The organism is Aliiroseovarius pelagivivens (assembly GCF_900302485.1).
GTDB lineage: Bacteria > Pseudomonadota > Alphaproteobacteria > Rhodobacterales > Rhodobacteraceae > Aliiroseovarius > Aliiroseovarius pelagivivens.
This window is the reverse complement of record NZ_OMOI01000002.1, coordinates 450,155-475,839: the sequence shown is the minus strand read 5'-3', so window position 1 is coordinate 475,839 and position 25,685 is coordinate 450,155. Positions and strand designations below refer to the sequence as shown.

The following is a 25,685-nucleotide window of genomic DNA, read 5'->3' as shown; positions in this document are numbered from 1 at the left end:
ATCAAGCAGCCTTGTTCGACAGGTTGTCCGTCAAAAGAGCATGCAGGGCTGCCGTATCCGTATTTGCGCGCAGCTTTGCACAGATCGACGCGTCGCGCATCGAGCGCGATACCAGCGCCAGCGCTTTCAGGTGGTCCACGCCCGAGTCCTCGGGTGCGAACAGCGCAAAGATCAGGTCAACGGGCTGACGGTCTACAGCGTCGAAATCAAACGGCTTCTCAACACGTACAAAGCACCCGGTCACTTCGGTGACACCAGCCAGACGGGCATGGGGCAGGGCGACGCCGCGTCCTACACCTGTCGGGCCAAGGTTTTCACGCTCGGACAGTGCGGAAAAGGCGTCTTCCGAGTTGATGCCATAGCAATCAAAGGCGATGTCGCCCAAGTCCTGAAAAAGGCGTTTCTTGGACGACACCGTCGAGATGACCTTTACGGCGGACGGCGCCAAAATGCTCGCTAGTTCCATTTTTGACCAATTTCCCGCCCGCCAAGGCGGGGGGCCTACGCTTCGTTGTTTACCGGGTCGATCCAGCCGACATTTCCGTCTTCACGACGGTAGACGACATTCATACCCTGAGTTTTCTCATTCTTGAAAACCAGTACGGGGGCGTGGGCCAACTCCATCTGCATGACAGCCTCGCCAACGGAAAGCGACGGGATGCGCGTTTCCATTTCGGCGATGATCATGGGCTGGAGTGTTGCGTCCTCTGCCTCGTCCTGGCCTTCTTCTTTGGCGAGGATATACGAGGATCCTCCGAAAACTTCAACCGGATCGACGCGTTCACGGTGATGGTCCTTCAACCGGCGCTTATAACGGCGCAGTTGCTTTTCCATTTTTTCGGCACATTGGTCGAATGCCGCATAGATTTCGGTCGCGTGACCCTTGGCCTGAGCCGTCAGCCCAGTGGACAGGTGAACAATGGTTTCACAGACATATTCATGTGCGCTTTTCGAGAAAATGACCTGCGCATCGGTGGGGCGTTCAGCATACTTTTGAACAATGCCACCAAGTTCTTCTTTCACGTGAACCTGAAGGGCTTCACCAATGTCGATCTGCTTGCCACTGATTTGATATTGCATCCTATCTCCTTTGATCGCTGTAGGAATTTGGCCCTATGCCACGGGGGCACAAAGCGGGAAAAACGTTTTAAAACATAGGGTTGTTTTGTCTTTGCAGAGATTTGTCCGCCCGATGAAGTCCGGGGCGATCAAATGTGCGAGCCCGTGTTGGGCACGGCACGAACGAAGGTTTGCGTGTTCATGCATCACCTTCATTTGGCGACGAGTCGGTGGGGATTGTCAAGCGACCCGGTGTCACTTTCGTCAGTTGATCGAGAAATTCTGACCCAGATAGACCCGGCGCACGTTCTCGTCCTTCACCACTTCATCGGTGGTTCCGCTCATCAGAACATGGCCATCATGCAGGATATAAGCGCGGTCGACGATTTCCAGCGTCTCGCGCACGTTGTGGTCGGTGATCAACACGCCGATACCACGGTTTTTCAGGTCATGAACCAGTGTGCGAATTTCGCCGACCGCAATCGGGTCGACGCCCGCGAAGGGTTCATCCAGCAGCAAATACTTGGGATTCGAGGCCAGAAGGCGCGCGATTTCGCAGCGACGACGCTCGCCGCCCGACAGGGCCATCGCGGGTGTGCGGCGCAGGTGACTGATCGAAAACTCGTTCAGAAGTTCTTCCAGCCGTTCACGGCGCTTGTGCCGGTCCTTGGTTGAAATCTCGAGGATCGACAGAATATTGTCTTCGACGCTCATGCCCCGGAAGATTGACATCTCTTGCGGCAAATAGCCGATGCCACGGCGCGCACGGCGATACATCGGCAAAAGCGTCACGTCACGCCCGTCGATGATGACCTGCCCGGCTTCCGGAGTAATCAGCCCAGCGATCGCATAGAACGTCGTGGATTTACCGCAGCCATTCGGGCCAAGAAGGGCGACGACTTCGCCCCTGTGAAGCTCGAGGTTCACCTCGCGGATCACCGGCTTCTTGCGATAGCTTTTACGCAATCCAATGATGCGCAGCCCGGCATCGCCTTGCTCAACTGTCAGATCAGGGGCGGCCATCAGTTTTCCCCGGTCTGGATGATCGATTTGACCCGCCCATCCATCTGACCCGTGCCTGTACGCAGGTTTACGGTCAGCTTGTCTGACGACAGCGCATTCTGGCCCTGCGTCAGGATCACACCGCCAGTCATCACAACCATGCCCGTCGCGATGGTATAAACCGCCTCGCGTGCTTCGGCAGCTTCAGCGCCGTTCACAAGGGTTACGCCGTTTGTGGCATGCAGGCGAGAAATCTCGCCCGTCGTGTCAGTTCCGGTTGCGTATTCGACGCGGACCTTGCCGGCACTTAGCCGCATGTCGCCCTGTCCGATGGTAACGTTGCCTTGAAACGTCGCCGCCCCGCTGGCTTGATCCACGGTCAGTTGATCAGCCGAGATCTCGATCGGAAGGCTGCTGTCGTGCTTCAACCCGCCAAACGCCACATTGGACTGCGCGAAAGCCGCGACAGGCAAACAAAGCGCTACCAGAAGCGCATAGAAAGAGCTGCGTTTGATCACCGGGTTTCCCCCTTATCTTTCGGATCATATACCAGCTTCACCCCGTCCTTGAAAACAAGAACATAGCCGCCGCCTTCACCTTCTGCGCGGGAAATGACCGCATCGCCCGCGGAAAGGTCGCCCATAGGGCCTGTGGCTTCGACCGGTCCGTTGCTGGCAACATAGGTGCTGTCCATCGCCGTGGTCAGCGTTTCGGTCGAGATCCAGTAATCCGTTGAGGTGTGCAACGACACGCCACCGGAAAGATTGATTTGGTTCTTTGCGCCATCAATATCCGCCCGAGCTGCCCTGATATTCACCTGCGCACCGTCCGGAGTTTCGATGTCGGCCTCAAGCTCTAACGCTTTGAAATAGTTGGCGCGTTCTTCATCCGGCGCAGCGCTTGCCGCCCGGAACTGGATCGCCGCGCCATCTTCGGTCACGCTTGAGAACTGAGGGTTGGTGATCTTCTGTTCGCCCGTCAGCTCGTCCAGATTGATCCGCGCATAGGTCAGCGACGTGGTTGGATCGACAGATTTCGACACCAGAAACATCAAGGACAGCAGCACAAGCGCGGTGGCTGGCAGAATGATTTTCAGCCAGTTCACAAGACGCGTATATGTAATGCCGGTGCCGGACATGCGGGGCCTTCCGTTGGGGTTGTTTGTTATCTAGCGCGGATGCGCCGGATTCCAAGACACCCTTTAGTGCGCAAAGATGTCCTGTTCGGGCCAACCGGCCAGATCCAGCTGAGCGCGCATCGGCAGGAAGTCGAAACAGGCCTGTGCCATTTCGGTCCGGCCTTCACGGTCCAAGCGCATGTTCAGCTCTTCCCGCAGGCGGTGCAGATGCAATACGTCGGATGCTGCATAGTCCAGCTGCGCCTCGGTCAGCTCTACCGCGCCCCAATCGCTCATTTGCTGTTGTTTCGAGATATCCACCTTCAAAAGCTGATCCAGCAGGTTCCGCAGCCCGTGGCGATCCGTATAGGTGCGTATCAGTTTCGAGGCGATCTTGGTGCAATAGACAGGCGCCGTGACCACGCCGAATGCGTTCAGCATGGCGGCGATGTCGAACCGGCCAAAGTGGAAAATCTTCAGCACGTTGGGATCAACCAGCATCTTTTCCAAGTTCGGCGCGCTGGTCTGGCCTTTCTCGACCTGCACCATATGGGCATTGCCGTCTCCGCCCGACATCTGCACCACGCACAGGCGGTCGCGATGCGGGTTCAGACCCATGGTTTCACAGTCGATGGCTACGACAGGACCAAGGTCCAGCCCATCGGGAAGGTCGCGCTTGTAAAGATGGTTGGCCATGTCGCCCTCATTAATGCTTTTCCCCGTGATAGGCCCACGGGGATGAAGGTTCAATGAAAAGGGTTATTTGCCGTAATAAAGCCCCACAACATGCTCGGCTTCGGCGAAGAACAGCCAACGGCCGACGATGGCGCCCGCGATATGCATGGCAAGCGCGATGAAGGCGGTGACATGACCCGCTGGGGTGAGCAGTAGGATCGCAGCAGGCAGAACCGCGGCAAGACCCAGCGCGATCATGCGCAGTTTTTGCGCGTGTTTGCGGCCAACGCGATAGACCATCTCGTCCAGTACATAGTTGCCGCCGGTATGGCCGCTTTCGAACATCCGGACCTCGCCCAGATGACCCAGTCCGGTGGCATCGCCCAGCGTGCCGCGATTGGCCGCCCGTGCGTCACCTTGTTGCCAGTGCAGCCACATGACCACGGCAAGTGCGGCCAGCAGGACGCCAGCAATCTTCGCCTCGCCCGCCAGAAGGGCTCCGCCGCCAATGGCGTGAAGCAGAAACAGCACTGGGGTAAGCGGTTGGTTCCAGCGCGAAATCGTCTTGAGCTGGGTGTAAATCATCGAGGTCGTGAAGACGGTGATGATTGCTAAGATAGAGCCTATTGCGCCCGAAAAGGCCATTTTAGCACCAAGGAATACTTGCCCCAAAGCGACCAAGCCAAACAGGGTGAGCGTCACGACAGCAGCCACGCCCTCGCGGCTCAGCCAAGATGTTCGCCATTGGCTGAAGGCGTAGATTGCGTTCTTCTTGTTGCCCAGATGGAAGGTCGAGGCCAGAAGCCCCCCTGCCGCCAGCACAAAGGCAATCACGAAAAACGCCAGCAGCGTCATGCCGCCGACATCAGGAATGCCAAGACCCATCCAGGCCAAAAGCCCGAAGCCAAGCCCGGAAAAGGTGGTGAAGATGATAACACTGGGTGCGGGATGCATCCGTTTCCTCCGTCAGAGCTTGTCGAGCGCTTTGTCCAGCCAACCAAGGAACCCTTTGGGTTCATCCGCGACCTTGTTCAGCGGCGCGGTGTCCAGCTGATCCTTGGGGCGGGGCGGCAGGTATTTGTTTACGGGCTTTGTGCCCAGATCCGGCATCAGGTCAAACCCGCCGCGATCGGCGACCAGTTTTGATACATCGCTGTCTGGGTCGCCCAGGTCTCCGAAATGACGCGCGCCGGACGGGCAGGTGCGTACGCAAGCAGGCACGCGGTCTTCTTCCGGCAGGTTCTCGTTATAGATCCGGTCCACGCAGAGGGTGCATTTCTTCATGACACCCGCTTCGCGATCCAGTTCCCGCGCACCATAGGGGCAGGACCATGCGCACAGGCCGCAGCCGATACAGCGATCCTCGTTCACCAGAACGATCCCGTCTTCTTCGCGCTTATAGCTTGCGCCGGTTGGGCAAACGGTCACGCAGGGCGCGTCTTCGCAATGCAGACAGGACCGGGGCATGTGCACGGTTTGCGAGGTACAGCCCTCTTTCTGCGCTTCATAGCTGAACACACGGTTCAGGAACGTGCCGGACGGATCCGCGCCATAGGCATCCTGGTCGGACAGCGGCGCGCCATAGTTCTGCGTGTTCCAGCCCTTACAGGCGGTCACGCAGCCATGGCAGCCCACGCAGGTATCAAGGTCGATGACCAGACCCAGCTTCTTGTCAGTTTTCGAAGGCAAAGCAGTCATCAGATCTTCCTCGCCACAGTTTTGGGGCCTTTGCCCACGGGGGACTTGATCGGTGGGTACGCAGGCTGGCTTTCCGCAGGTTTAGTCTCTGCTTTCTCGATTTTCACGCGCAAATCGAACCACGCGGCTTGCCCAGTAATCGGGTCCGAATTCGACCAGCGGAGGCCGTCACCTTTCGGCGGCTGAAGCTCGCTGATCAGGTGGTTCAGAAGGAAGCCATCTTTGGCCTCGGGCGCGTCTTCATCTAGCGCCCAAGCGCCCTTGCGCTTGCCGATGGCGTTCCACGTCCAGATCGTATCGCCGTTCAGCCCTGCGTGATGTGCGACAGGTACGGTGATCTGTCCATGCACGGATGACACGGTTGCGAAATCCCCATCTTTGAACCCGTGCTCTTCCCAGATCTTGGTGGGCAGATACAGGTAGTTCTTCCCGGTGATCTGACGCAGCCACGCGTTCTGCGTGCCCCACGAGTGATACATATGCATCGGGCGCTGGGTTAGGGCGTGGATCGGATACTCATCCGTGTCGACATTGCTGTTCTCGAAGGGCTCGTACCAAATGGGCAGCGGGTCCATCGTTTGCCCGATCTGTTCGCGCAGATTGTCGGGGGGCTGGCGGTCTCCGAACCCTTCGGCGGCCAGCTGGAACTTGCGCATCGGTTCGACATAGAGGCTGAAGACATAGGGCGATTCCACATCGAAAATCCCGCGCTTCACTGCCCACTCCTGATAGTGCTTGTTCCACGGCTTATAGAAGCTTGCGTTCTCGGGAACGTGGTTAACCCAGAAGCCGCCATTCTCGATATATTTATCAAGTTGGGCCGGATTAGGCTCTCCTCGGCCCTTTCCATTGCCGTCTTCACCGCGCCAGCCGGCCAGCGGACCGACGCCCGGACGGCGTTCGTGATTGACGATGTAATCGGCATAATCTTCATACTTGGCAGACCCGTCTTCGTTCACGAAACCGGGCAGTCCCATTTTGACGCCCAGTTGGATCAGAACCGTCTGGAACCCGCGCACATCGCGGTCAGGCTCGACCACCGGCCAGCGGATCGCATCAGCCGCGCCGTCTGCTTCACAGATCGGGCGATCAAGCAGAGAGATACAGTCGTGACGCTCCAAATAGGTCGTGTCCGGAAGGATCAGGTCCGCATAGGCGACCATTTCCGAACTATAGGCATCCGAGTAGATGATGTGCGGGATAACGTAGTCGCCGTTGTCGTCTTTGTCGGTGAGCATCCGCATCACCTCGGACGAGTTCATCGACGAGTTCCACGCCATGTTAGCCATATACAGGAACAGCGTGTCGATTTTATAGGGATCGCCGGCATGTGCGTTCGAGATCACCATATGCATCAGCCCATGGCTGGACATCGGGTTCTCCCATGTGAACGCTTTGTCGATCCGCGCTGGGCTGCCGTCTTCCTTCAAGGCCAGATGCTCGGGCCCTCGGACGAACCCCAGATGCGGCCCGTCCAGCGGCCCGCCAACGGTCACCCCGACATGCGGGGTGGGGTGGGCGTCATAGGGTTTGGGATAGGGCGGTTTAAAGCGGAATCCGCCCGGTACCTCGACCGATCCCAGCAGGATCTGTAGCACATGCAGCGCGCGGCAGGTCTGGAAGCCGTTCGAATGCGCCGAGATCCCGCGCATCGCGTGGAAGCTGACCGGACGGCCGATCATCTTGTCGTGCTTTTCACCCTTCCAATCGGTCCAAGGCTGATCCAGAACGATCTCTTCCTCGAAGGCCACATGGGCAAGTTCTGCTGCAATAGAGCGTATTCTGTCTGCCGAAACACCAGTGCGATCGGCCACGGCATCAGGGGCATATTCGTCCGAAAGATAGCGTTCCGCCATCAGCTGGAACACGGGGCGATGGCTTTGGCCCGCGTGGCGATAGGTGGCGGCAAGATCGGGCATTACGCCGGGCGTGTCATAGTCCGCCAGCTTTCCGGTCTCGCGGCAGATGACCTGCGGTTTGCCAGTTGCGCCACGCAGGAAAAGGCCGGTTTCCGCTGTGTTAGGCTCTTCATTTACGATGAAGCCCGCGTTGGTATAGCGCGACAAATAGTTCAGATCGACCTGACCTGCGCGGAACAGCTCGTGCACCAGCGCAAGGATAAACAACCCGTCCGTGCCGGGCGTGATCCCCACCCATTCATCTGCAATCGCGTTATAACCCGAGCGGATCGGGTTCACGCCAATCACGCGCGCGCCGCGCTCTTTCAGCTTGCCCAGACCGATCTTGATCGGGTTTGAATCGTGGTCTTCCGCGACACCGAACAACATGAACAGTTTGGTACGGTCCCAGTCGGGCTGGCCGAACTCCCAAAACGCGCCGCCCATCGTGTAGATGCCTGCCGCCGCCATGTTGACGGAACAGAACCCACCATGTGCGGCGTAGTTCGGCGTGCCATAGCTTTGGGCAAACCACGAGGTGAAGCTTTGGCTTTGATCACGTCCGGTGAAGAACGCCAGCTTTGACGGATCTTCGTTGCGCAGCGGTCCCATCCAGCCGACGGCCATCTCTAGCGCTTCGTCCCAGGAAATCTCCTCGAACTCGCCCGATCCGCGCGGACCGACTCGTTTCAGCGGCGCCCGCAGACGCGATGGCGCGTAATGCTGCATGATCCCGGCCGATCCCTTGCCGCACAAAACGCCTTTGTTCACAGGGTGATCGCGGTTGCCCTCGATATAGGCGACCTTGCCGTCTTTCATATGCACGTTGATCCCACATCGGCAGGCACACATATAGCACGTCGTTTTCCGTACCTCGTCCGAGACAGGAGGGGAGGTGTCGATCTGGATGTTTTCCGGTTTACTCATCACGTGTTGCTGGTCCTATGGCCGCTTTTGCGGTTCGGTTGACGGACGCATCTTTGCGCGACCCTGTTGGTCTTGTTCCTAAAGTGCCGATTTCGACGGGGGGTCCGGTAGGTCCAGAAGCTCTTGCGATTATATCCAGAATTCAAGCGCTGGCGACTCGACCATTACGGCGTAAGCACCACGAAATTGGACTAGATAGTTCACCGATTTTAGAACAACGACCCTCGGAAGGTTGTCACGGGGGCGTTCTGTCCTTTTCGAATGGTCGCAATTGGCGAATCTATGGAAATATTTCCCGATCATGTGCATATCACATGCAACTCATCAGAGGTGCGACATGGATCATCTACCAATATTTCTGGATATAAAGGGCCGGAAAGTGGTCATAGACGGCGGCGGTACAACCGCCGCTCGACGTGTTGAACGTGCCTTGGATGCGGGTGCTTTGGTTCATGTGTTCGAGAGCGAGCCTCAGGCCGAGTTGCTGGGACTGCTTCAGCGACCGGGTGTGACACATCATGCGCGCCTGCCGAAAAAGGAAGATTTCAAAGGCTGTATCATCGCATATGGCGCATCCGACATCCCCGAGCGAGACGAGTTCCTGTACGCCGCCGCCAAGGCTGAAGGCGCGCTGGTGAACGTCGCGGATGTGAAGCCGCTCTGCGATTTTATTACGCCGTCGATTGTCGATCGCAGCCCCGTCACCATCGCTATCTCGACCGGGGGCGCCGCGCCTGTCATCGCGCGCATTTTGCGTGCCCGGATCGAGTCGCTTTTGCCGTCTGGCTATGGCCGCCTTGCCAGTTTCCTCAGCGGGTTTCGCGGCAAAGTAGAGACACATATTACCAGCGGCCGCGCCCGCCGTCGCTTTTGGGAACAGATGATCGAGGGCCCGATTGGCGATGCCTTCCTAGCGGGCGACGAGGTCCGCGCCGAAGAGCTGATCGACCAATCCCTTACCGGTGAAGACCCGGATCAGAAGGGTGGGATCTGGCTGGTGGGCATCGGATCGGGCGCTCAGGATCTGCTGACCTTCCGCGCCCTGTCTGTCATGCAGCGTGCTGATGTGATTGTGCACGATGCGTCGGCCAATTCCGACATTCTGGCACTGACCCGCCGTGACGCAACTCGGATGACTGCGGATGACGCCGCGTTGGCCGACTATGCCGGGATGGCGAATAGCGGGCGCCGCGTGGTTTGGCTGGTTTCGGGTGACCCGGCAAGTCGGGCAGATGCGAAGTCTTGGATTGCGCGTCTGACGGGGCAGGGGGCCGAGGTTCAGGTGGTTCCAGGTGTATCAAACGCCGGTTATGCCACCCATTCTCAGGGTAATATCATATCGTTGAATCAGACCTCGGAAACCGCATCGCATGCGATGAGCTTGGCTCCGCGCGCCTCGCTTTGACCCCATTGTTTGCGACGTCATAAATCTGTTACGCCTTCGACATATCCCGCAAGAACGGGATCCATCGAAAGGGGCATGACATGACACGTATCGCAATCAACGGACTTGGCCGCATGGGCAAACTGGTTCTGCGGGACCTGATCGACAACGGTGCCCCCGGAGAAATCGTGCAGCTGAACGACCCTGTGGGCAACGCTGAACAGCATGCGCATCTGCTGGAATGGGACACCGTGCATGGCCGCTGGCCGGCCGAGTTCTCGGCGGGTGAAGACAGCATCACGATCAACGGCCAAGAAATGAAGCTGACCGGATCTTGGACGCTGGACGCGCTTCCGCTGGAAGAGCTGGGCGTTGATATGGTGATCGACTGCACCGGCGCATTCAAAACCAACGAAAAGCTGGCCCCGTATTATGCCGCTGGTGTGAAAAAGGTAATCGTGTCCGCCCCGGTCAAGGAAGAGAACGCCCTGAACATCGTCTATGGCGTCAATGACGACCTCTATGACGGGCATGACCTTGTGACTGCGGCGTCCTGCACGACGAACTGTCTGGCCCCGGTGGTGAAGGTGCTGCTGGATCGGATCGGCATCAAGCACGGCTCGATGACCACGATCCACGACGTGACCAACACGCAAACCATCGTGGACCGCCCCGCCAAAGATCTGCGTCGTGCGCGGTCTGCGCTGAACTCGCTGATCCCGACCTCGACTGGATCGGCCAAGGCAATCACCCAGATTTTCCCCGAGCTGACCGGGCGCCTGAACGGCCACGCCGTGCGCGTGCCGCTTCTGAATGCCTCGCTGACGGACTGCGTGTTCGAGGTCGAGCGGGAAACCACCGCCGAAGAGATCAACGGCTTCTTTAAAGAGGCCGCCGAGGGCGATCTGAAAGACATTCTCGGCTACGAGGAGCGTCCGCTGGTCTCGGCGGATTATACCAACGATCCCCGCAGCTCGATCATCGACGCGCTATCGACAATGGTGATCAATGGCACGCAGGTAAAGATCTATGCCTGGTACGACAACGAATGGGGTTACGCCTGCCGTCTGGCCGATGTCACCCGCATGGTCGGAGCCACAATGTGACCCTAACCGAGCCCAAACAGGGGCTTGCCGCATATGTTGCCGTCACAGCCGCCTATTGGGCGTTCATGCTGTCGGACGGTGCGTTGCGGATGCTGGTGCTGCTGCATTTCCATACGCTCGGCTTCTCGCCCTTCACGCTGGCGTGGCTGTTCCTGCTGTATGAGTTCATGGGTGTTGTCACCAACCTGTCTGCCGGCTGGATCGCCGCGCGGTTTGGCCTGACCTCGACGCTGTATGCGGGTCTAACATTGCAAATTGTGGCCCTTATTGCCTTGTCGCAGCTATCGGCAGATTGGGCGGTCGTGACTTCAGTTATCTATGTGATGGTGGTGCAGGGCATGTCCGGAGTCGCCAAGGACCTGTCCAAGATGTCATCCAAAAGCGCGGTGAAGCTGCTGGCGCCCGAGGGCGACGGGCTGTTCCGCTGGGTGGCAATCCTGACCGGATCGAAAAACGCCGTGAAGGGCTTTGGCTTCCTGCTAGGGGCCGCATTGCTGGCGTTGATCGGCTTTACGCCATCCGTCATCGCAATGGCGATTGTGCTGGGCGCGATCCTGATCGGCGTGGTGGCTTTCATGCCATCCGGGCTTCCGAAGGGTTCTAAATCAGCCAAATTCTCGCAAGTTTGGTCAAAGGACGTGCGGATCAACCGGCTGTCTGTGGCGCGGATGTTCCTGTTCGGTGCGCGTGACGTGTGGTTCGTGGTCGGCATACCTGTCTACTTCCATGCCGTCGTATCAGACGGCACACATGCAGGCGATCGGAGCGCATTCTTCCTGATTGGCAGCTTTATGGCACTATGGATCATCGCCTATGGAGCCGTTCAAGCTTGGGCGCCGAAGCTTTTGAAAGCCGCCGAACGCGACGCGCACGACTTCCCCCGCCTTGCCACGCTTTGGGTTGGCATTCTGACAATCGTGATCGGCGCCTTGGCAGTTGCAGCCTTGTTCCCCGGGCCCTGGCTGACCCCGGTTCTGGTTGCGGGTCTTCTGGTGTTTGGCTTTGTCTTTGCGGTGAACAGCTCGCTTCATTCCTATCTAATCCTCGCCTTCACCAAGGCCGAGCGTGTGACGATGGATGTGGGCTTCTATTATATGTCCAACGCAGCAGGTCGGCTGATCGGCACGCTTCTGTCCGGCCTGTCCTACCAGCTCGGAGGTCTGTCCTTGTGCCTTGGGACCGCCGCCGCAATGTCCGCTGCCAGTTGGGTGTCCGCACGCCAGCTTGCCAAGCTGGATCATGCCGCCTAGCGTGCGGGTATGGACTATTCAAAACTGATCGACGATGAAATCTGGCGCTTTATTCGCGAGACGGACGCACATTACCCCCCCGACGCGGTGAACCGATCTGCGGCCCAGCAGCGCGAGGTTTACAACAACATGTGCCGTGCCTTCTTCGCGGGCTATCCCGAAGGGCTGGAGGTGCGGGATCAGACCATCGAAACTGTCCCAACACGTATCTATGAACCAAACGACCCCAAGGGCACCGTGGCCTATTTCCATGGCGGAGGGTTCGTGGTCGGAGGGCTGGAAAGCCACGATGATGTCTGCGCTGAAATTGCCCACGAAACCGGGCTGCGTGTGGTCAGTGTTGACTACCGGTTGTGCCCAGAACATCCCCACCCTGCTGCGTTCGATGATGCGCTGGCTGTTGTGAAATATGTGTCTCTAACATGGCCCAAACCGCTTGTTTTGGTTGGGGACAGCGCCGGCGGTAATCTGGCCGCAGCGTCTTGCCACGCATTGCGTGGGCAGGTGCAGATCGCAGGTCAGGTTCTGATCTATCCCGGTCTGGGCGGTGACTTGACCAAAGGCTCGTATATCGACCACGCCAAGGCACCTATGTTGTCGATGGAGGATCTGAAGTTCTACAACGCGATCCGATATGCGAGCCCGCCCGATCGGCCAGATCCAACCGCCGCTCCGCTCGAGGATACGGACTTTAGCAATCTGCCGCCAACAGTCTCTATTACGGCGGAATGTGATCCCTTGGCGGATGATGGGCGCACCTATCGTGACGCTATTCTCAACGCCGGCGGAAAAGCCGTTTGGTTCAATGAAACGGGGTTGGTGCATGGCTATCTGCGGGCACGCCATCAGTCCACGCGCGCGCGTCGCAGTTTCGAGCGCATCACCCAGCAAATCACTATGTTGGCGCGCGGCGAATGGCATCACTGATCGCGGCTTTCCCCCCGCCTTCGATTCCCTTAGTCTGACAAACGGAATTTGCGCCTGATGGCGTCATTGAAAGAAGGCAGGTCATGTCGCTGATCAGATCATCGCTGTTGCGACGCTTGCAGGCTTTGCAAGGCAAGAAACCTACTGAACGGCTTACGCCGTCAGATAGGGCGCAGGATGAAGCGACGCAGGCGATCAAGCAGGCGCGGCAGGGCAAATCTGAACATGTGCGCCCAGAGGGGCTGGTTGTCTGGGCCTGTCTGCCCGATTTGACGGAAAGCGAAGCGCTGATGTCGCTGATCCCGCCGCTGCGCGCTGAAATGGGTGACGTGACGCTTTTGCTTACCACACAAGACCGACATCCCAATGACGCCGCACCGCCTGACGGCATCTATCATGTCGGCCCTAAGTTCGAACCTGCTCCGATCCGCAACTTTCTGGATCATTGGCAACCGGATGTGGTCATTTGGGTGCATCCTGAAATTGATCTGGTAGTCTTAGATGCGTTGAAAAAAAGGGGCGTCTCGGTCATCTGGATGGGGGCAAAGATCCCGCAGGATCGAGGTCTGACTCAGCGCTTCAAGCTATCTGCCTTGCGCGATGCTGCGGCGGAAATAGACTCTATTATTGCCAAAGACGGCGCGTCTCGGCGCGAACTTCTGCGCCTTGGCATCCCGGTCGAGAAGATGCGCGTCACAGGCCTTCTTCAACCTCTCAGTCAGGTGCCCGGATGTGACATTGAAGAACGAGATCGCATCGCGCAGAAACTAGATGCGCGCCCTGTCTGGTTGGCCGCAGGCGTAGACCCGAGCGAGGAGAATGCCATCCTGAATGCGCATCGCATTCTTATCCGCAAGTCTCATCGTCTTTTACTGGTTTTGATTCCCGAAGACCCAGCCCGCTCGACTGGTCTGACCGAGCAGCTTGAGCGTGACAGTTGGATCATTTCCACCCGCACGAACGATGACTGCCCGCATCGGGATGATCAGATATTTGTCGTCGATCGCGCTGATGAATGCGAGCTTTGGATGCATTTGGCGTCGATCACATGGATCGGCGGAACCCTGGCAGGTGGGGCCAACAGAAATCCACTGGATCCCGCTGCTTTGGGGTCTGTCGTGCTTTTTGGCCCCGAGGGGGGAAGGCACGCAGCTTCCTTGGATCGTCTTGCCAGCGCCGGGGCAGCGCGCCGGGTGCGCGACGCCTCAACTCTGGCGGTCGAGATCGAGCACCTTCTGGCACCGGACAAAGCCGCAGAAATGGCGATGGCCGCGTGGGACGTCACCACCAAGGGCGCAGATGTCAGTGAGTTCTTGATGCAGCGGCTTCTGGATCTTCTGGATGAAGCTGAAAGTCGAAAGGTTTTTTAATGCGTACACCCAGTTATTGGTTCACCGATCCTGACAAGCCGGATTGGCGCGCGCGCCTTTTGTCACCATTGGGCTGGCTTTACGGATTTGGCACCGCCCGACGCGTTGCGGGTGCAAACGACGCCTATCGTGCCTCGGTTCCTGTGGTTTGCATCGGCAATATCAATGCCGGAGGAACTGGAAAGACCCCGACGACCATTGCGCTGGCGCAAAGACTAATATCGCAAGGCAAGGTGGTGCATATCGTGTCGCGTGGTCACCGTGGCAGTGAAGAAGGCCCGCTGCGTGTGGACGAACGTCAACATGGGGCGGATCAGGTCGGGGATGAGCCGCTTCTGATGGCTGCTTTTGCGCCCACCTGGATTGCCCGGGATCGTGTGAAGGGGGTGCAAGCCGCCGAAGCGGCCGGTGCCGAGATCATTCTGATGGATGACGGCTTTCAAAACCCGAGTGTACACAAGACGCTGTCCATCGTGGTTGTCGACGCGGTGAAAGGGTTCGGAAACGCTCGTTGTATTCCGGCCGGCCCCCTACGCGAACCCGTCCGCGCCGGGATGAAACGCGCGGACCTTCTGCTGTCAGTCGGTCATGCCCGCGCACAGACCCTATTCCAGCAGAAATGGGACAAAGTGATTACCTGCCCGCATGCCACTGGACAGCTTGAACCGCTTCAAACCGGTATGGACTGGGAGGGGATGAATGTGCTTGCCTTTGCCGGGATCGGCCTGCCCGAAAAGTTCTTTGCCACCGTCAGTGATTTGGGCGCAAATCTTCTAAGGGCCGAGGCGCTGGCCGATCATCAACCGCTGACCGATGCGCTGATGAAACGGCTTGAGATCGAAGCCGCAGCACTCGGTGCCCAGTTGGTGACCACAGAAAAGGACGCGGTACGCCTGCCTGACGGGTTTCGCCGCAAGGTGTTGACCGTGCCAGTTCGATTAGAGCTAGAGGATTGGAGCGCAGTTGACGCGGCGCTTGCGCGTATCTTAGCGGGTTAACGCGTTTCGAGAAATCGTTAGATATTCAGATCGCCAATGTCCTGAGAGCGCGAAGCGCGACAAGGTATTGGCGATACTGTTTTTCTCGAAACGCGTGGACTGATTGCCCCTAATCAAATCGGTTTACGATCCCAGTTTTTCGTCCAGAATGGCCGCGAACTCGCTGTAGTTCATGTTCGAATACTTGGTGCCGTCGATGATGAAGGACGGGGTGCCCGTGATCTCATCCGCGCCAGCGTTTTGCTGATAGGCGGCAACCAGACTGCGCGCTGAATCTTCGTCCTGCAGGCAGACATCCATCTGCTCGTCCGTCATCCCGGCGGTGCGGCCCAATTTCTTCAGGTTGGCCACGATGGTGGTCGGCGATCCGTCCGCGATCCAGTCTTTCTGGCCGCCATAGACCAGGTCAATCAGGCCGAAATAGCGCGTATCGCCACCGCAACGCGAGATCATGCCAGCCCACAGGCCAAACTGATCGAAATAGACCTCGCGGTGGATGAATTTAACCTTCCCGGTGTCGATATAGTTCTGCTTCAGCTTCTTGAAGGTGTCTTTGTGGAAGTTGGCACAGTGGGGGCACGTGAACGACGCGTATTCGATCACGGTAACCGGAGCGTTTTCATCGCCCAGAACCATATCGGCTGCCGGTTCCACAGCGGCGTCATTGCTTTGTGCTTCGGCCACGGACACGCCGGGAAGCGAGCCGTTGTTCTGCGTCATATAGAACGCGCCGCCAATGGCGATCACCGCTGCGATCAGGATCGGAAGGATGCGATTCATCTGTTTTAAGCCTTGTGTTTGTTTTTTGTTATGACGTTCCGCGCCAAAAGCTCTAGCGCGGATCGAAGCCCATCATCACCTATGTCTTTGGCCGCGTCCGTTGCGCGTGCCAAGTCTTTGGGGTCAGGTTGGGTGTGTTTCTTCGGGGCGTGGACGAACTGGGCTTGCCCCTCGGCGAAACCGGTCGCCGCTGTTTGCGTAATCCGAATGCGCGAAATAGCGTTATAGCCATAAACCGCGTTCACCTTTTCGCGCAGCTGGTCCTTTTGCATGTCAAGCATCGGCGCTTGTGCCCCGGTTGTCAGTACGGTCAGCGTCGCGCCCATCCCGCCACGCCCATAGGAAATGTCCACAGGGCGCGAGATACCGGCCGTCGCCTCGCCCACGATCTCCGCCCAATGGGTTAACACACGCGTCACCGCAAAGCCGCGGGTCTCGCTCGCTTTGCGAATCCGGGCCGACAAAAGGGACGAGGTACGCTCGAAGCCTTTTTTGCGGCGGGGATATGTGGTGGGCTTTTCCATCTGACAGATACGTGTGACTCGTTTCTTTTCACTTATTCTAGGCGGTTCACTTTGCTATGCCAGAACAAACGACGGATAGGAGATAACACGTGCGTGACGCGCCGAAAACTGCCGATCTTCTGGACTGGTACGATCGCCATGCGCGCGATCTGCCATGGCGCGTCAGTCCGGGCGACCGGGCGCAGGGCGTGGTCCCGGACCCGTACGCCGTGTGGTTGTCCGAGATTATGCTGCAGCAGACCACCGTCGCCGCAGTAAGAGACTATTTCACCCGATTTATGGGTATTTGGCCCACGGTGCAGGATCTGGCCGGGGCCGAAGATGATCGAGTTATGGGGGAATGGGCCGGGCTTGGGTACTATGCCCGGGCACGCAATTTGTTGAAATGCGCGCGCGAAGTTTCCCAGTTGGGCGCTTTTCCCAAGACACGCGATGGTCTTCAATCGCTTCCGGGGATCGGGCCCTATACCTCGGCTGCGATCTCGGCGATTGCGTATGATTTGCCGGAAACGGTTGTGGACGGGAATGTCGAACGGGTGATGTCGCGGGTGTTCCACGTCGAAACGCCTTTGCCAGATGCCAAGGGAGAGCTGACGCAACTGGCCGAAACCCTGACGCCCCAAAACCGGGCAGGTGATTACGCCCAGGCCGTGATGGATCTGGGGGCCACGATCTGCACACCGAAATCGCCCGCATGCGGTATTTGCCCCTGGAATAGAGACTGTTTAGCGCGGAAATCTGGCGTTCAGGCAGAGCTTCCCAAGAAGAAGCCGAAGGCCAAGAAACCCACGCGGCTTGGGATGGCGTATCTGGCCCGGAACGAAGCTGGCGAGTGGCTGATGGAACGTCGACCAGAAAAAGGATTGCTTGGCGGTATGCTGGGGTGGCCGGGCGCAGATTGGGGGGACGCGGTGGTCGAGCAGCCGCCATTTGACGCCGAGTGGCAGGACCCCGGCGTGGAAGTTCGTCACGTTTTTACGCATTTCAACCTGCACCTCTCGCTGCGGGTCGTGCAGATAGAAGGCCTAGTTCAGCCGAAACAGGGTCTATTTATGGATATCAAGCGCTCGGATCTGCCGACCGTGATGCGCAAAGCCTTTGACGTGGCGGTATTGCATCTGTCGCATTGAGCGCGCGCGCATTCGACGTTAGCCTGTGCTGGAACAGAAGGACAAAAATCCATGCTTCCTGCGTCCACGATCTCGCGCTTTCGCAATGCCGCGCCATTCGGCATCTCGATTGCCCTGCCAATTTTGGTGCTTGTCGCGGTGACGCAAGGTGGGTGGTTTCTAATTCTACCGCCGCTGGGCACGTGGTGGCTTTATACCGCGCTTGACGCGATCACCGGGCGCTATACCGAGAACGCGGACCCGATGATCGAGGACGCGGATCTGTTCTGGTATCGTTTGGTCACGATGATCTGGTTCCCGATTCAACTCGTGATGATCTATGGCGTGATCTGGTACGTGACCGGGACCGAGCATCTGTCGACCGCCGAGAAATTCGGGGCATTCTTCGGCGTTGGTGTGCTGTCCGGCACGGTTGGGATCGTCTATAGCCACGAGTTGATGCATCAATCCAACCGGTTCGAGCGCTGGTTGGGCGATCTGCTGTTGGCCACCGTGCTTTACAGTCATTTCCGCACCGAACACCTGCTTGTCCATCATCCATATGTGGGCACAACCCGCGATGCAGTCACCGCACGATACAACGAGGGCTTCCACCGCTTTTTCATTCGGGTGCTGTTTGAGGCACCGGTGTCGGCTTGGCGGGCGGAGAAGGCGATGTTGGCGCGGCGCGGCCTGTCTGCCTTTGATCGCGCCAATCCGTTCTGGCGCTATGGCACGCTGCAGTTCGCGGCGATCATTCTGGCGGTCTGGATTGGTGGCTGGTTGGGACTTGCGCTGTTTGCGTTTCAGGCCTTTGTCGCCGTTTGGCAGTTGGAGCTGGTGAACTATGTCGAGCATTACGGCCTGACCCGCAAACATCTGGGCGACGGTAAGTATGAACGCGTGATGCCGCACCACAGTTGGAACGCGGATCACAAGGCGTCGAATTGGCTGCTGATCAATCTACAGCGCCACTCGGATCACCATTATAAACCGGCCCGCCGTTTCCCGCTGTTGCAGACCTATCCCGACAATGAGGCGCCTCAATTGCCCTATGGCTATCCGATCATGACGATGGCTGCGATCGTCCCGCCCATCTGGCGGCGCGTGATGAACCCGCGCGTGCGTGCGTGGCGCAAGCAGCATTATCCCGAGGTAACCGATTGGAGCGCGTATAAGGCGGGTACTCTGCCGCCGCCGGTGGTCCGTTAAGGGAACAGAAGCGGGGCGTCGCCTTCCGCCCAGACCGGGTTCTTTTTCATCACGAATGCCAGGCGGTCACTGGATAAAAACGTCTCTAACCATGCAGAGACGTGGGGTGTGACCTCGCTGTCAAAGCGTGATTTGTCGATATTCGCAAACTGACGCACGAAGGGCAGGGTGGCCAAATCAGCTAGCGTTGGATGGGCGCCAAATAGCCAACCTTCGGTAAGCTGATCTTCCAACCCAGCCAGTATTTCCATTGCCTCGGCCCGCGTTGCTTCGGGGTCGCTTTCGGGATGGCGCACCGCGTATTTCGTCAAGTCCAACGCGCGCTTGAACGGGCCGTCGAAACGCTCGATCAGATCGTGCCCGGCCTCGGGCATTTGCAGTAATCCTTCAGGGTCGGATTGACCTAAAGCCCATGTCATCACGTCCAAACTTTCGTCCAAAACCCCCGAAATAGAGACCAAACACGGCACTGTCGCGCTGGGCGAGGCTTCAAGGAACGCGGCAGGTTTGTCGCGCAACAGGATCTCGCGCAGTTCAACTTGAACATCGGCGCTGGCAATCGCCAGACGGGCGCGGATCGCATAGGGGCAGCGGCGGAATGAATAAAGGATCGCGGTCATACCCCCACAAATCAAAAAAAACCCTGCCTAACAAGTAGGCAGGGTCAGTCAGGTTGTGCTGTGGCGGCGGGCCACAGGCACAGGCGGTACCTGATGATGCGGGCGCGTCTGATGCGCGCCACGCAAATTCTGTTGTTTTTGGAAGACTGCTTAGTTCATTTCCGCGCGGATCTGCTGGCGCAGCAGGTCGATCGGAGCTTTCTTTCCGTCCTGCTTGAAGTGCCAGTAGGTCCAGCCATTGCAGCTGGGCGCGCTTTCCAACGCAGCGCCAACCTGGTGGATCGAGCCACGGGCATCACCGGAAATCAGAGTGCCGTCAGCGCGGACCTTTGCGGTTTTGCCGCGCGGGCTGGTCAGAACTTCGCCCGGACGCAGCATGCCGCGCTCTACCAACTGGCCGAAGGGGACGCGCGGTTCGGCGCGCTTCGACGGCGTGGTGGTCAGGGCTTCTTTGTCGAACTTGCGCACTTTCGAGATGCGTTTCTCGGCAACCTTGCGATAGGCCGCTTCGCGTTCGATACCAATGAAGTCACGGCCCAGCATCTTCGCAACCGCACCAGTGGTGCCGGTACCAAAGAACGGATCAAGGATCACGTCTCCGGGGTTGGTGGCGCCGACCAGAACGCGATGCAGAAGGCTTTCGGGTTTTTGTGTCGGGTGCGCTTTGTCGCCGTTTTCGTCTTTCAGGCGCTCGTGGCCCGTGCAAATCGGCAGAACCCAGTCCGAACGCATCTGAACACCTTCGTTCAGCGCTTTCAGGGCTTCATAGTTAAACGTGTACTTGGCGCCTTCGGATTTCGAGGCCCAGATCATCGTTTCGTGCGCATTGGTAAAGCGCTTACCGCGGAAATTCGGCATCGGGTTCGATTTGCGCCAAATGACGTCGTTCAGGATCCAATAGCCTTGGTTCTGAAGCTCGGCACCCATGCGGAACACGTTGTGATACGAGCCGATGACCCAAATCGCGCCATTCGGTTTCAGAATGCGGCGCGCGGCCTTCAGCCAGGCGCGGGTGAACTGGTCATATGCCTTGAAGCTGTCGAACTGGTCCCAATCGTCATCGACGGCGTCGACTTTCGAGTTGTCCGGGCGGTGAAGTTCACCTTTCAGCTGCAAGTTATAGGGGGGATCCGCGAAGATCATATCGACCGAGTTCTCTGGAAGACTGTTCATCACTTCGATGCAGTCGCCATCAAGAATCTGGTTCAGGGGCAGCTCTACAGCCGCCTTTGTTTTGGTTTTGGTTACCATTTCTGCCTCATGTACCGGCGCTTTAGCGCTCTATCAGTGGCGTGTTTTCACGCTCGTTTTGATGAGTACAGGATGAGTCAAAGATGATTCGTCGTCAAATTCTTTTTTGAATCAGTCACTTACATTTTCTTGTTGATACAAGATATTGTGTACCGGTTTGAATGAACGTCTATGGTGTGGGGTCACCCCAAGATTTTGGAGTGCCGACCTGTGGCTTTTCGACGGGTATCCGGCGTTCGTCTCCCAGCCATAGCCGGGGAACTGTTGCGCCAAATCCACCATGATCCGATCGCGGGCAATTTTTGCCACGATCGAGGCGGCGGAAATCGACACGGATCGCGCGTCACCTTTCACGATGGTTTCCAAAGGCCCGGTCAGACCGCGCGGAATCTGGTTTCCGTCGATCAGCAAGTAGTCCGCCTGTTGGGACAGACCCGCCACAGCACGTTCCATCGCCAGATGGCTGGCACGCAGAATGTTCAGCTCGTCAATCTCTTCAACCGAGGCATGGGCGATGCACACACAAGCCTTTTCATGGATCGCGTCCCACAGCGCCTCGCGCCGTTTGGCCGACAGCTTCTTGGAATCGTTCAGCCCTTCAGGGATGTCATCGGGGTTCAGGATGACGGCGGCGGCGGTGACAGGACCGGCAAGCGGACCGCGCCCAACCTCGTCCACCCCGGCGATAAGGCGAAAGCCACGATCCATCGCGGCGGCTTCAAAGCTGAAATCAGGAACAGTTTTTGTCATTCCCTTGGGGTGACCCAATCCGTCCGGCCCCGCAAGTAAAAAGGGCAGAGGCCGAAGCCTCTGCCAAGTTTAACGGCGCGTGAAGTGAAAGGGACCGCTGCGCCGCTGCTCGATATTTCTTAATAGGCGCGTGTCGCGCGGTAGCCGCGTTTGCTAAGGCAATCTGGCTTGTACCCCCGACGCGTCACGTAAACGCCCTTGCGGTTCTTCACGACCACGGTGCTTTCACAGCTGCGTGGCAGATCGCGGGCGTATTTGAACTCCTTGCTCAGACAGTGGTTGCTGAACATGATCTTGCGACCGGTTTGCGTACGGTATTCGCGCAGGCAGCTGGACGGCAGTTCGCGGTATTTGCTGATCCCACGGGGACGATGGGGGCGATGCGGGTAGACCTGCGGATGGGTGGGTTTATAAGGCCGCGCCACATGTCCAGAAGGATAGGTGGGTTCGTCGTCATTTCCCGACAGCAAGACGCCAAGTGTTACCAGACCCAGAAGGGCTGCGATGATGGCGGCGCTGTCATCTCCGCGCGTTGCATCGCGGGCCTGAACAGGGGAAGCGGCCAATGTAGCCGCGACGGCGGCACTGAGAACAAGCTTCATGAAAGAGCGGGGCATTGAATTCGGGATCATGGGATCCTCCTTCCTGTTGGGTCGGTGCAAGCAGGCGCTTGATATGTCCCCAACATGCGGATCCCCCATAAAGACAGGCAATAACGGGCGATTGCTATCGCCTATCAGCCCGCTCGGGCGGGGTTTGTTATTGAATAACCAGCCCACGCGCCGCATGTTCGACGCATGATGAAACAAACCGCACTCACTTTACTTCTTGTCGCCATGGCATCGACGGCTCAGGCCGCGTGCTATGCGGACTACAAGGCCAAACGGGATGACCCGCTGAAGCTCCATTATGGTGTGATCGAGCTGTCGGACGACGTCTGTGACAATCGCAAAGACGCGCGTCGGCAGATTCGTGACCGGTTAGAGGCAAACGGCTGGTCCCTTCTGAAAGTCCAATCCATATTCGACGACACAGGTCTTGAGGAAAGGAAAGAAAGTGCCGGTAAATTCTTCCTTCGCTACTGATACGCTGAAGCGCTCAAATCGCGTGGTTGTTATCGGGATTGTCGCGATTGTCGTGATCCTGCTGGTGGCTGCTGTATTCCTGTTCATGACTCTGCCGGATGCCAATGCGTTTAACGCGCGGGTTGAACGGATCTTTGTTGAAAACGACGGGCTGAACTCGGGCGCAGAGATTAAGCTGCTAGAGATCCTGGCCCAGTCCGGCACCTCGTTTGCCGACACGCTGACCAGCTATCGCATGGTGATTTTCGTGCTGCTTATCTTTGCCACCGCGCTGCTGGTGGCCGCACTTGTGTTCCTTCTGACCATTTTCGGCCTGAACCGCCGCATGAGCGAGATCGAGCGCGCAGGCATTCAAGTGAACTCGCTTCTGATCAGCCGCGAAGAACGCACCGTGTATCTGAACAACATGGAGTTCTCGCTGACCGAGGCCGCCATCGAAACCCTGTCGGCCCTGGCCGAGGCACGGATGGACGAAGATGTCCTGTCCGGGTCCCAGCTTGAGGGGCTTATTTCTGGTCGCGACCCATCCGAGTGTGACGAGGCCGCCGGCGCGACTCGCATCAAACGTCTGCGCGACGCGCTGGGCAATCAGTTGATGAGCGAACTTCTGGTGAAAACAATCGCCCGACGCGGCTATATGCTGTCGATCGATAAAGATGTCATTCAGATGATCTGATTGGAGGCGATCTCTGCGGGGAATGGACCCGTCAGGTGACCGCGAAATCTAATCACATTGACCATAACAGTTGATCCCAATTTTCGACCATTGCCGTCGATCAATCGGTTTGCGGTGCGTTGAACCATGGCGAGAATGTGTCTGAAAAAAGACAGAAACATGGATTCCGCAATGTGGATTTGGTACAATTATTGCTGCAACCGATTATAGATTCTCGCTTGGTTGGGCGGAAAAATTATTTGGAGGGGAAACAATGAATACCAAAATGGTAAGATTAGTCGCGCTTATGATGGCAATCTTTTTGACCGTACCGGCAACCGGAACAATGGCGCATGCGACCACGACCGCAGAAGGCGGTGGTGGTACTGGTGATGGAGGTAGCACCGGTGGCGAAGGTGGCGGCACCGGCGGCGAAGGCGTTGGAACCGGCGGCAGTGGTGGCGAAGATGGCGGCACTGGCGGTGGCGAAGGCGGCGGCGGCGGAGAAGGTGGCGGCGGCGGCGGCAAAGGCTCGAAAGCGAATAACGGCTTCGGCAATGGCGGCGGCGATGGCGTGCCCGGCAAATCGAACAAGAACGACAGCAACCGCTGATATCTTGAGCCCCTGATTGTGGGCTAAGATAAGGTGACCATAAAAGCTTAGCCCGGCAGAAGGATCTCTCCTGCCGGGCTATATCGTTGTGAATAAGAGTAGGCGCTAGGCTTACTTAAGCTGCATTCCATTAGAGAAGACCGACCCGTCGGCGGTGACTTCGATTTCGGTCACGCGGGCATCATCGCCATTCGCGGTATCGGCGGCCGTAAACATATCCAGCATCATCATCGACCCGACAATCTGCTCGGCCGGAATACCAACCTGTTCCAACTTCTGCGAAAGCGCGGTCAGCCCTTTTGCGCGCAGGGTCAGTTTACCTTCTGGGCGCGGGAAGCCATCAAAGGTCTCTAGGTCGCTGGAATCGAAGGTAAATGCACCTTCTCCGGTGATCTCGGCGCCAACCGCCGACAAGCGCAATGCATTCAGCGTCGCGCTGCCCGGTTCCACCGGCAACAGGTCACCCAGCGCCTCGAGGCTGGCTTCGACATTGGCGAAATCAAGCCATTCGACGTTGTGCTTAAGCGTCCCGGAAAGATCGAGCGTCAAGTGGATGGGATCGCGTGGCAAAGCCCCCGCAGGATCGCCCATTGCCCACACCATATCGTCCAGCGTCAGCCCGTTCAGATCGAGGTTAAACGCCACGGGACCAAAGCTGTTATCCGCCAGAAGGGGGGCCTGCATCGTGGCAGTGACCGACGCAATGTTCCCACCAAGCGGCAGCCCGGGCATCATTGGCGTCTCCATCTCAATCCGCAGGTCATCAGCAGGCCCCGAGATCACGACACCGGTTGCATCAACCTTCATGGTCGTGTCGTAATTCTTGGCCGACGTGGATTGGGCCATCATGACCGTACCGCCCTGCGATGTGACCTGATTCGAGCTGTAGCTGTCGATGAGATAGTTCGCTTCCATCTCAAACCCATCGCGAAGGGATTTCGCGAGGTTCGCTAGGTCAATCCCAGTTGTTGGGGAAACCATACGCATGCTGCCCTCCATCCGGGCTGATTTCAGGACAGACTCGACGGTCAAAGGCCCTGCATCATCAAAACTCATTGTTTGGCTGACTGTGATGTTTTGCTCTTCAACAGAAAAAGTCACATCAGAGGAAATCATTTCGCCTGTTCTCGTCACCGATTGGCCCACGAGACCAAGGTACGAACCGTTCATCGCGAAGCCCTGAATTTCTTCTGGAAGGCCATTGATATCGAATTCAAGGTCAAGCCGATCGGCCTTTTGGTCGAATACAATCTCTTCCGGCGACCCCGAGAATGTGTTGGTGAACCCCTGATGGCTCATGCTCACGTTGCCGCTGAAGCTTTCGCCATCGGTGTCGGTATAGGTCAGCGCATAGAGCTCTTTTTCTGGCAGTACCATTTCAACACGACCATCGCCCATATCGATCAGATCGAATGCGCCCAGATCCATGCTTACCATGCCGGAATCAAATGGCAGGGTTAGGTTGAAGGTCACGCTTTCCAGCGCAAGACCGTCGCCACGCTCGGACATTTTAGCACTCAGCGTGCCGCCAACAGACGCCGAGCTTTGCTGAAAATGCTGCCAAACATCATTTGCAGAGAGGTCTGCGAAAGCAGAGCCGGGCAGAAGGGTGGCGCCCAGAAAAACGGCGCTGGTCAGCCGGGTGGCAAGAGTTTGCATGTGCGATAATCCTTTG

At 57.8% G+C, this 25,685-nt stretch carries 27 protein-coding genes; 11 read left to right on the top strand and 16 right to left on the bottom strand.

Translation table 11 applies throughout. The features are described 5' to 3' along the window. Nucleotide 1: 1 nt before the first annotated feature. The 9 genes from ALP8811_RS14490 to ALP8811_RS14450 form a co-directional block, all read right to left on the bottom strand. A complete protein-coding gene (locus ALP8811_RS14490; protein WP_108857969.1) occupies nucleotides 2–466 on the bottom strand; it encodes a PTS sugar transporter subunit IIA in 465 nt (154 codons plus the stop codon). A gap of 35 nt (nucleotides 467–501) precedes the next feature. After that, on the bottom strand, nucleotides 502–1,080 hold the full coding sequence (hpf, locus tag ALP8811_RS14485) for a ribosome hibernation-promoting factor, HPF/YfiA family (protein WP_108857968.1): 579 nt from the start codon (nucleotides 1,078–1,080) through the stop codon (nucleotides 502–504). 243 nt (nucleotides 1,081–1,323) lie between these two features. Continuing rightward, a complete protein-coding gene (gene lptB, locus ALP8811_RS14480; protein WP_108857967.1) occupies nucleotides 1,324–2,082 on the bottom strand; it encodes an LPS export ABC transporter ATP-binding protein in 759 nt (252 codons plus the stop codon). Continuing rightward, nucleotides 2,082–2,576: an LptA/OstA family protein gene (locus ALP8811_RS14475; protein WP_108858302.1), complete on the bottom strand. Its 495-nt coding sequence runs from the start codon at nucleotides 2,574–2,576 to the stop codon at nucleotides 2,082–2,084. The genes lptB and ALP8811_RS14475 overlap by 1 nt, the downstream gene beginning before the upstream one ends. Further along, on the bottom strand, nucleotides 2,576–3,199 hold the full coding sequence (gene lptC, locus ALP8811_RS14470; protein ID WP_108857966.1) for an LPS export ABC transporter periplasmic protein LptC: 624 nt from the start codon (nucleotides 3,197–3,199) through the stop codon (nucleotides 2,576–2,578). Before lptC ends, ALP8811_RS14475 begins: the two co-directional genes overlap by 1 nt. Nucleotides 3,200–3,262: 63 nt before the next feature. Next, complete coding sequence (locus ALP8811_RS14465; protein WP_108857965.1) at nucleotides 3,263–3,874, bottom strand: ribonuclease D; 612 nt, start codon at nucleotides 3,872–3,874, stop codon at nucleotides 3,263–3,265. 63 nt (nucleotides 3,875–3,937) lie between these two features. Continuing rightward, nucleotides 3,938–4,807, bottom strand: coding sequence for a dimethyl sulfoxide reductase anchor subunit family protein (locus ALP8811_RS14460; RefSeq protein WP_108857964.1), 870 nt, complete (start codon nucleotides 4,805–4,807; stop codon nucleotides 3,938–3,940). A gap of 12 nt (nucleotides 4,808–4,819) precedes the next feature. Then, nucleotides 4,820–5,551, bottom strand: coding sequence for a 4Fe-4S dicluster domain-containing protein (locus ALP8811_RS14455; RefSeq protein ID WP_108857963.1), 732 nt, complete (start codon nucleotides 5,549–5,551; stop codon nucleotides 4,820–4,822). After that, nucleotides 5,551–8,376 carry a molybdopterin oxidoreductase family protein gene (locus tag ALP8811_RS14450; protein ID WP_108857962.1) on the bottom strand — a complete coding sequence of 942 codons (2,826 nt, stop codon included), beginning with the start codon at nucleotides 8,374–8,376 and terminating at the stop codon, nucleotides 5,551–5,553. Before ALP8811_RS14450 ends, ALP8811_RS14455 begins: the two co-directional genes overlap by 1 nt. 337 nt (nucleotides 8,377–8,713) lie before the next feature. Here ALP8811_RS14450 and ALP8811_RS14445 point away from each other — a divergent pair, with 337 nt between their 5' ends. From ALP8811_RS14445 to lpxK, 6 genes are all read left to right on the top strand, one after another. Continuing rightward, complete coding sequence (locus ALP8811_RS14445; protein WP_181363781.1) at nucleotides 8,714–9,781, top strand: NAD(P)-dependent oxidoreductase; 1,068 nt, start codon at nucleotides 8,714–8,716, stop codon at nucleotides 9,779–9,781. Nucleotides 9,782–9,861: 80 nt separating this feature from the next. Further along, nucleotides 9,862–10,866 carry an ArsJ-associated glyceraldehyde-3-phosphate dehydrogenase gene (locus tag ALP8811_RS14440; RefSeq protein WP_108857960.1) on the top strand — a complete coding sequence of 335 codons (1,005 nt, stop codon included), beginning with the start codon at nucleotides 9,862–9,864 and terminating at the stop codon, nucleotides 10,864–10,866. Then, nucleotides 10,863–12,116: an organoarsenical effux MFS transporter ArsJ gene (gene arsJ, locus ALP8811_RS14435; protein WP_108857959.1), complete on the top strand. Its 1,254-nt coding sequence runs from the start codon at nucleotides 10,863–10,865 to the stop codon at nucleotides 12,114–12,116. The genes ALP8811_RS14440 and arsJ overlap by 4 nt, the downstream gene beginning before the upstream one ends. 9 nt (nucleotides 12,117–12,125) lie before the next feature. Then, nucleotides 12,126–13,043, top strand: coding sequence for an alpha/beta hydrolase (locus ALP8811_RS14430; RefSeq protein WP_108857958.1), 918 nt, complete (start codon nucleotides 12,126–12,128; stop codon nucleotides 13,041–13,043). An 83-nt stretch (nucleotides 13,044–13,126) separates the two neighbouring features. After that, nucleotides 13,127–14,413, top strand: a complete 1,287-nt coding sequence (locus ALP8811_RS14425; protein WP_108857957.1) for a 3-deoxy-D-manno-octulosonic acid transferase — start codon at nucleotides 13,127–13,129, stop codon at nucleotides 14,411–14,413. After that, entirely contained in the window at nucleotides 14,413–15,411 is a 999-nt protein-coding gene (lpxK, locus tag ALP8811_RS14420) for a tetraacyldisaccharide 4'-kinase (RefSeq protein ID WP_108857956.1), read from the top strand. The genes ALP8811_RS14425 and lpxK overlap by 1 nt, the downstream gene beginning before the upstream one ends. Nucleotides 15,412–15,534: 123 nt before the next feature. On the opposite strand, the gene ALP8811_RS14415 is transcribed toward lpxK, so the two are convergent. Then, entirely contained in the window at nucleotides 15,535–16,191 is a 657-nt protein-coding gene (locus ALP8811_RS14415) for a DsbA family protein (RefSeq protein WP_108857955.1), read from the bottom strand. Nucleotides 16,192–16,196: 5 nt separating this feature from the next. Then, nucleotides 16,197–16,715: a DUF721 domain-containing protein gene (locus tag ALP8811_RS14410; RefSeq protein WP_108857954.1), complete on the bottom strand. Its 519-nt coding sequence runs from the start codon at nucleotides 16,713–16,715 to the stop codon at nucleotides 16,197–16,199. 89 nt (nucleotides 16,716–16,804) lie between these two features. Between ALP8811_RS14410 and mutY the strand changes: the two genes are divergently transcribed. Together mutY and ALP8811_RS14400 are read left to right on the top strand one after the other, a co-directional pair. Beyond that, the gene (gene mutY, locus ALP8811_RS14405; protein ID WP_108857953.1) at nucleotides 16,805–17,845 is read left to right on the top strand and encodes an A/G-specific adenine glycosylase; all 1,041 of its coding nucleotides are present in this window, start codon (nucleotides 16,805–16,807) and stop codon (nucleotides 17,843–17,845) included. 51 nt (nucleotides 17,846–17,896) lie between these two features. Beyond that, nucleotides 17,897–19,036 carry an alkane 1-monooxygenase gene (locus tag ALP8811_RS14400; RefSeq protein WP_108857952.1) on the top strand — a complete coding sequence of 380 codons (1,140 nt, stop codon included), beginning with the start codon at nucleotides 17,897–17,899 and terminating at the stop codon, nucleotides 19,034–19,036. On the opposite strand, the gene ALP8811_RS14395 is transcribed toward ALP8811_RS14400, so the two are convergent. The 4 genes from ALP8811_RS14395 to ALP8811_RS14380 form a co-directional block, all read right to left on the bottom strand. Then, a complete protein-coding gene (locus ALP8811_RS14395; protein ID WP_108857951.1) occupies nucleotides 19,033–19,656 on the bottom strand; it encodes a glutathione S-transferase in 624 nt (207 codons plus the stop codon). The two genes, ALP8811_RS14400 and ALP8811_RS14395, sit on opposite strands and share 4 nt — an antisense overlap. A 150-nt stretch (nucleotides 19,657–19,806) precedes the next feature. Then, on the bottom strand, nucleotides 19,807–20,907 hold the full coding sequence (locus tag ALP8811_RS14390) for a site-specific DNA-methyltransferase (RefSeq protein WP_108857950.1): 1,101 nt from the start codon (nucleotides 20,905–20,907) through the stop codon (nucleotides 19,807–19,809). 111 nt (nucleotides 20,908–21,018) lie between these two features. Continuing rightward, a complete protein-coding gene (gene rnhB / locus ALP8811_RS14385; protein WP_108857949.1) occupies nucleotides 21,019–21,657 on the bottom strand; it encodes a ribonuclease HII in 639 nt (212 codons plus the stop codon). 119 nt (nucleotides 21,658–21,776) lie between these two features. Next, on the bottom strand, nucleotides 21,777–22,289 hold the full coding sequence (locus ALP8811_RS14380) for a hypothetical protein (RefSeq protein WP_108857948.1): 513 nt from the start codon (nucleotides 22,287–22,289) through the stop codon (nucleotides 21,777–21,779). Between the two features lie 165 nt (nucleotides 22,290–22,454). Here ALP8811_RS14380 and ALP8811_RS14375 point away from each other — a divergent pair, with 165 nt between their 5' ends. From ALP8811_RS14375 to ALP8811_RS16400, 3 genes are all read left to right on the top strand, one after another. Then, nucleotides 22,455–22,742: a hypothetical protein gene (locus ALP8811_RS14375; protein ID WP_370738907.1), complete on the top strand. Its 288-nt coding sequence runs from the start codon at nucleotides 22,455–22,457 to the stop codon at nucleotides 22,740–22,742. Next, nucleotides 22,714–23,418, top strand: a complete 705-nt coding sequence (locus ALP8811_RS14370; protein ID WP_108857947.1) for a winged helix-turn-helix domain-containing protein — start codon at nucleotides 22,714–22,716, stop codon at nucleotides 23,416–23,418. Before ALP8811_RS14375 ends, ALP8811_RS14370 begins: the two co-directional genes overlap by 29 nt. A gap of 265 nt (nucleotides 23,419–23,683) precedes the next feature. Next, entirely contained in the window at nucleotides 23,684–24,010 is a 327-nt protein-coding gene (locus tag ALP8811_RS16400) for a hypothetical protein (protein WP_181363780.1), read from the top strand. Between the two features lie 111 nt (nucleotides 24,011–24,121). On the opposite strand, the gene ALP8811_RS14360 is transcribed toward ALP8811_RS16400, so the two are convergent. Continuing rightward, nucleotides 24,122–25,669: a DUF2125 domain-containing protein gene (locus ALP8811_RS14360; protein ID WP_108857946.1), complete on the bottom strand. Its 1,548-nt coding sequence runs from the start codon at nucleotides 25,667–25,669 to the stop codon at nucleotides 24,122–24,124. Nucleotides 25,670–25,685 lie beyond the last annotated feature (16 nt).

Bases quoted from the DNA above. Each gene is read 5' to 3' on its own strand.
- ALP8811_RS14490 (WP_108857969.1), bottom strand. From the start codon at position 466: ATGGAACTAGCGAGCATTTTGGCGCCGTCCGCCGTAAAGGTCATCTCG.
- hpf (WP_108857968.1), bottom strand. From the start codon at position 1,080: ATGCAATATCAAATCAGTGGCAAGCAGATCGACATTGGTGAAGCCCTT.
- lptB (WP_108857967.1), bottom strand. From the start codon at position 2,082: ATGGCCGCCCCTGATCTGACAGTTGAGCAAGGCGATGCCGGGCTGCGC.
- lptC (WP_108857966.1), bottom strand. From the start codon at position 3,199: ATGTCCGGCACCGGCATTACATATACGCGTCTTGTGAACTGGCTGAAA.
- ALP8811_RS14465 (WP_108857965.1), bottom strand. From the start codon at position 3,874: ATGGCCAACCATCTTTACAAGCGCGACCTTCCCGATGGGCTGGACCTT.
- ALP8811_RS14460 (WP_108857964.1), bottom strand. From the start codon at position 4,807: ATGCATCCCGCACCCAGTGTTATCATCTTCACCACCTTTTCCGGGCTT.
- ALP8811_RS14455 (WP_108857963.1), bottom strand. From the start codon at position 5,551: ATGACTGCTTTGCCTTCGAAAACTGACAAGAAGCTGGGTCTGGTCATC.
- ALP8811_RS14450 (WP_108857962.1), bottom strand. From the start codon at position 8,376: ATGAGTAAACCGGAAAACATCCAGATCGACACCTCCCCTCCTGTCTCG.
- ALP8811_RS14445 (WP_181363781.1), top strand. From the start codon at position 8,714: ATGGATCATCTACCAATATTTCTGGATATAAAGGGCCGGAAAGTGGTC.
- ALP8811_RS14440 (WP_108857960.1), top strand. From the start codon at position 9,862: ATGACACGTATCGCAATCAACGGACTTGGCCGCATGGGCAAACTGGTT.
- ALP8811_RS14430 (WP_108857958.1), top strand. From the start codon at position 12,126: ATGGACTATTCAAAACTGATCGACGATGAAATCTGGCGCTTTATTCGC.
- ALP8811_RS14425 (WP_108857957.1), top strand. From the start codon at position 13,127: ATGTCGCTGATCAGATCATCGCTGTTGCGACGCTTGCAGGCTTTGCAA.
- lpxK (WP_108857956.1), top strand. From the start codon at position 14,413: ATGCGTACACCCAGTTATTGGTTCACCGATCCTGACAAGCCGGATTGG.
- ALP8811_RS14415 (WP_108857955.1), bottom strand. From the start codon at position 16,191: ATGAATCGCATCCTTCCGATCCTGATCGCAGCGGTGATCGCCATTGGC.
- ALP8811_RS14410 (WP_108857954.1), bottom strand. From the start codon at position 16,715: ATGGAAAAGCCCACCACATATCCCCGCCGCAAAAAAGGCTTCGAGCGT.
- ALP8811_RS14400 (WP_108857952.1), top strand. From the start codon at position 17,897: ATGCTTCCTGCGTCCACGATCTCGCGCTTTCGCAATGCCGCGCCATTC.
- ALP8811_RS14395 (WP_108857951.1), bottom strand. From the start codon at position 19,656: ATGACCGCGATCCTTTATTCATTCCGCCGCTGCCCCTATGCGATCCGC.
- ALP8811_RS14390 (WP_108857950.1), bottom strand. From the start codon at position 20,907: ATGGTAACCAAAACCAAAACAAAGGCGGCTGTAGAGCTGCCCCTGAAC.
- rnhB (WP_108857949.1), bottom strand. From the start codon at position 21,657: ATGACAAAAACTGTTCCTGATTTCAGCTTTGAAGCCGCCGCGATGGAT.
- ALP8811_RS14380 (WP_108857948.1), bottom strand. From the start codon at position 22,289: ATGATCCCGAATTCAATGCCCCGCTCTTTCATGAAGCTTGTTCTCAGT.
- ALP8811_RS14375 (WP_370738907.1), top strand. From the start codon at position 22,455: ATGATGAAACAAACCGCACTCACTTTACTTCTTGTCGCCATGGCATCG.
- ALP8811_RS16400 (WP_181363780.1), top strand. From the start codon at position 23,684: ATGGTAAGATTAGTCGCGCTTATGATGGCAATCTTTTTGACCGTACCG.
- ALP8811_RS14360 (WP_108857946.1), bottom strand. From the start codon at position 25,669: ATGCAAACTCTTGCCACCCGGCTGACCAGCGCCGTTTTTCTGGGCGCC.